At 35.2% G+C, this 3,857-nt stretch carries 5 protein-coding genes; 3 read left to right on the top strand and 2 right to left on the bottom strand.

Going from position 1 to position 3,857, the window contains the following annotated elements; genetic code table 11:
- The first annotated feature begins 208 nt into the window (after positions 1-208).
- The 3 genes from IV513_RS15035 (at position 209) to IV513_RS15025 (ending at position 2,470) form a co-directional block, all read left to right on the top strand.
- A complete protein-coding gene (locus tag IV513_RS15035; RefSeq protein ID WP_209391374.1) occupies positions 209-1,084 on the top strand; it encodes a DJ-1/PfpI family protein in 876 nt (291 codons plus the stop codon).
- 166 nt (positions 1,085-1,250) lie between these two features.
- Positions 1,251-1,628 carry an AraC family transcriptional regulator gene (locus IV513_RS15030; RefSeq protein WP_209391375.1) on the top strand — a complete coding sequence of 126 codons (378 nt, stop codon included), beginning with the start codon at positions 1,251-1,253 and terminating at the stop codon, positions 1,626-1,628.
- Positions 1,629-1,714: 86 nt separating this feature from the next.
- Positions 1,715-2,470 carry an SDR family oxidoreductase gene (locus tag IV513_RS15025; RefSeq protein WP_209391373.1) on the top strand — a complete coding sequence of 252 codons (756 nt, stop codon included), beginning with the start codon at positions 1,715-1,717 and terminating at the stop codon, positions 2,468-2,470.
- Positions 2,471-2,559: 89 nt separating this feature from the next.
- Here IV513_RS15025 and IV513_RS15020 read toward each other — a convergent pair whose 3' ends face one another.
- Together IV513_RS15020 and IV513_RS15015 are read right to left on the bottom strand one after the other, a co-directional pair.
- Positions 2,560-3,399, bottom strand: a complete 840-nt coding sequence (locus IV513_RS15020; RefSeq protein ID WP_209391372.1) for a hypothetical protein — start codon at positions 3,397-3,399, stop codon at positions 2,560-2,562.
- Between the two features lie 2 nt (positions 3,400-3,401).
- Positions 3,402-3,689 (bottom strand): hypothetical protein, encoded by a 288-nt coding sequence (locus IV513_RS15015; RefSeq protein ID WP_209391371.1) that lies wholly within the window; start codon positions 3,687-3,689, stop codon positions 3,402-3,404.
- Positions 3,690-3,857: the final 168 nt, after the last annotated feature.

Raw genomic sequence — 3,857 nt, 5'->3', positions numbered from 1 at the left:
ATAGATCGAATTTCATCGCTTATTTTTTTCTACTGCTACGCAGTTGGATATTAGAATACTAAAATACTCTTTTTTTTCTATTGCGGAATTTGGGTTAAACAGAAATCCATACTGTTGGTTGATTGAGAAGTATTATACCCCAGAAACTGATTTCGATTAAGCTTAATTTAAAATTAAATTCAAAATATTAACTAAAAAATAAATTATTATGTCATTATCAGCACAAGATTTAAGCAAAGCACCCGTTTTTGACGGCATCGGTTACGAACCTTCTTTCTATTCCCGCTCTCAATTCGTGGGTCATAAAACGGATTACAAACCACTTGATTACGGTAATATCAATACCGATAAAAAGAAAAAAATACTGGTAGTCTGTACCGAAGAAAAATATATGGCTATGGCGAACGGAAAAAAATTCTCTACCGGAAATCATCCCGTAGAAACATTTTTACCGATTCTTCATTTGAATGATGCCGGTTACGAAGTGGATTTTTTCACGCCAACAGGCGGCTCTGTAAAACTCGAACTTTGGGCGCTGCCATTGCAAGATGCCAGCATTAGCAATGTCATTGAAAAATATTCTGAGCAACTGTCTCAACCTAAAAGTTTAAAAGATTTTGTTGCCGGAAATTTCGCTTCTGATACCGATTACGTTGCGGTGTTCTTACCCGGAGGGCATGGTGCCATGTTGGGTTTACCTGAGAGCGAAGACCTTAAAAAATTAATTAATTGGGTGGTGAAAGAAGATAAATTTATGCTTGCCATCTGCCACGGACCGGCTGCACTTTTGGCTGCAGGAATCGGGGAAACTGCTGAAAGTTATCCTTATAATGGCTACAAAATCAATGCGTTTCCGGATAATATCGATGTGACATTGCCAGAAATTGGTTATCAGCCGGGTGAAATGCCTTGGTTTTATGGTGAAAAACTTCAAAAATTGGGCGTAGAATTTCTAAACGACAATATTTCCGGTGCTTGTCATCAGGACAGAAAACTAATTACGGGCGACAGCCCATTAGCTGCCAATCTTTTTGGCGAAATGAGCGCAAAAGCACTTTTGGCTGATGCTAAAGCTAATGGTTAAAATTTAGAACCCATCGAGATCAAAAAAGCATAACCGAACTTGGTTATGCTTTTTCTTTAAACAATTGTTTGACAACAAATTAAGCTCTTAAATCTCTTATAAAATAAAATTCATTTCAATCCAATTAAAAAAATAATACTTTTACAGCATCCTTAAAAATGAAATGATGCATGATTCTAATAATGACTTATTAAAACGAGGCCAGGAAATTACTGAAAATTATTTTCGTTTTTTAGATGGGCATATCAACGATGTGGTTTCCGGCAGGACTGATGAATTTTTGGAAATCAACGAAATCGCCGATGCGCTGTTTATTTCTCACAAGCATCTCACCGATACCTTACAACAGGAAACAGGCCATCATCCTTGTCATTTTTACGATGACAAAATCATTGAAAAAGCAAAAGATCTATTGCTTAACACCGAGCAATCCGTTTCTGAAATTGCAAAATTATTGACCTACGATCCTTCTAATTTTTCTAAGTTTTTTAAAAAATTCACAGGACAGACGCCGGGGCAATTCCGGAAAATTCAGAAAAAATAAAAGTTCCAAAAAGTTCACCATAAAAAGTACAGCCGTCTTTCCCAATTTTGCTACATCAATTTTAATGATATAAAAATTTAAAAGTTATGAGCAGAAATGATTTAAAGGACAAGGTGGTTTTAATCGCCGGCGGCGCAAAGAATCTTGGTGGATTATTAAGCCGTGATTTTGCTAAAAAAGGTGCAAAAGTGGTTATCCATTATAACAGCGACAGTACCAAAGCCGATGCAGAAAAGACATTGGAAGACATTACAAATGCTGGTGGAGAAGCATTTTTATACCAAGCCGATTTGACCGATGTTAAAAACATTAGCAAGCTTTTCGATGCAGCCATCGAAAAATTTGGAGGCGTGGATATTGCCATCAACACGGTAGGAAAAGTACTGAAAAAACCTTTTACGGAAACTACAGAAGAAGAATATGACAGCATGAGTGATATCAACTCGAAGGTCGCTTATTTCTTCATCCAGGAGGCAGGAAAAAAACTGAATGATAACGGGAAAATCAACACGATTGTAACGTCTTTGCTTGCAGCTTTCACAGGCTACTACTCTACTTACGCCGGAGCAAAAGCCCCTGTTGAGCATTTTACAAGAGCCGCATCTAAGGAATTTGGTTCAAGAGGAATCTCTGTAACCGCAGTAGCGCCAGGACCGATGGACACGCCATTTTTCTATGGACAAGAAAGTGATGAAGCCGTGGCTTATCATAAACAAGCCTCTGATTTAGGTGGATTAACCGACATCAAAGACATTGCTCCGCTTGTGGAATTTTTGGTAACTGATGGTTGGTGGATTACCGGACAAACGATTTTTGCTAACGGTGGATATACGACAAGATAGCCACTCCACAAAGTATTAGTACAGATGATGAGAAAAAAATTGGCGATTAATTAATTGCCAATTTTTTTGTTTTAAGTATTATAAAATCTTTAGTTCGGCATTTTAGTAATTAACAAAACATAGTTTGTTCTAATTCTCAATGGATTTCTTTTTAAAACATTTATATTGCCAGTGTCATCAAACTCAAACCTCTGTTGCACATTTGTATTACCTGTTGCATTGCTTAAATCTAAGAAGAAGGTACCATTGTAAACTGAGAAGGAGTTGGAGGTTTTGCAATCTCTATTTGTGCCCGAAAGAGGTGTACTGTTAGAAGAATTTATCATAAAACTTCTTATGCAGGTCGTAATTTCTTTATTATTTCCAGATAATTCGTAACTAATATTATCATCTCCTGTGTTGGTATTTGATTGGTTGTTAATAGTATCCACACTATATTTTATAACATAAATACCTTTGGGTAAGACTATAGTATCTCCATTCGATAATGACGCTCCGATAATAGAATTTGTACTAACCGTAAAATTGTTGATGACATTATTATAAGCATTTGCTGGAATAAGTGTTGGACTGCCAGACTGAGGACTAGCTCTTGTAATGTTTAATACCATTGATTGTGCTTCGTTACCACTGATTGTAACTTTGTTCCAACTATTATTCGACCAAGTGTAAATACCACTAGTATAAGATGTTGTGCTACCACCTTTATTAAAAATAATTAGCCCATCTACAGGATTTGCAATTGGCGTAGTTATACTGGTAAGGCTCTGTAAATCATATGATGGTATTATGATACCTTTATCAGAATAATTTACATCTAGCATTGATGATGGTTCTAAGGGTGCTGTATTACTTGTATTTTTTACTTGTACTTGTGAATAAACCGAGCAAAATTTTAAAAATAAAATTATTATTAATGTTTTTTTCATAATTACTGTACTAAAATTCCTCTTTGTATATCAATTTTAATATTTTCTACAATTACACTGCCGTCTGGCGTACCGGTAGAACTTTTCTGATAGGTTCCCCCATCATAGTGCGTAATTGCTGGTATAAGTTTTATCTCTGATTTTGTTGAAAAAGCAAAACTTGCATTTATTAAATGATTCCCAACAAAGGTATTTGTACTGTTATCTAGGGTACTAGATGTTGCATTGATACTTATTGTATCTCCATACTGAGTATTTGTACTAGGATCTATTAGTTTTATTTGATACAAATGGACTTGAATAGGAAAATTCTTGATTCCAGATGTTTTTGTTTCTTTTGTGTTTCTAATATTAATACATAAAACTCGTAGTGCATTATCAAACGAGATTTATTTTTAGGTTGTTTATATTTCTATCAAAAATAAATCTATTCAAAAACTGAATAGTTGTAAGGGTTG

The sequence above is a fragment of the Chryseobacterium sp. RR2-3-20 genome, from assembly GCF_017808115.1.
Taxonomy (GTDB): Bacteria; Bacteroidota; Bacteroidia; order Flavobacteriales; family Weeksellaceae; genus Chryseobacterium; species Chryseobacterium oryzae.
Note: the sequence above shows the minus strand (reverse complement) of the source record. Positions and strands in the feature narration are given on the sequence as shown.

What these genes read in the sequence shown, in the direction of transcription:
- IV513_RS15035 (WP_209391374.1), top strand. Translation starts at nt 209, where the DNA reads ATGTCATTATCAGCACAAGATTTAAGCAAAGCACCCGTTTTTGACGGC.
- IV513_RS15030 (WP_209391375.1), top strand. Translation starts at nt 1,251, where the DNA reads ATGCATGATTCTAATAATGACTTATTAAAACGAGGCCAGGAAATTACT.
- IV513_RS15025 (WP_209391373.1), top strand. Translation starts at nt 1,715, where the DNA reads ATGAGCAGAAATGATTTAAAGGACAAGGTGGTTTTAATCGCCGGCGGC.
- IV513_RS15020 (WP_209391372.1), bottom strand. Translation starts at nt 3,399, where the DNA reads ATGAAAAAAACATTAATAATAATTTTATTTTTAAAATTTTGCTCGGTT.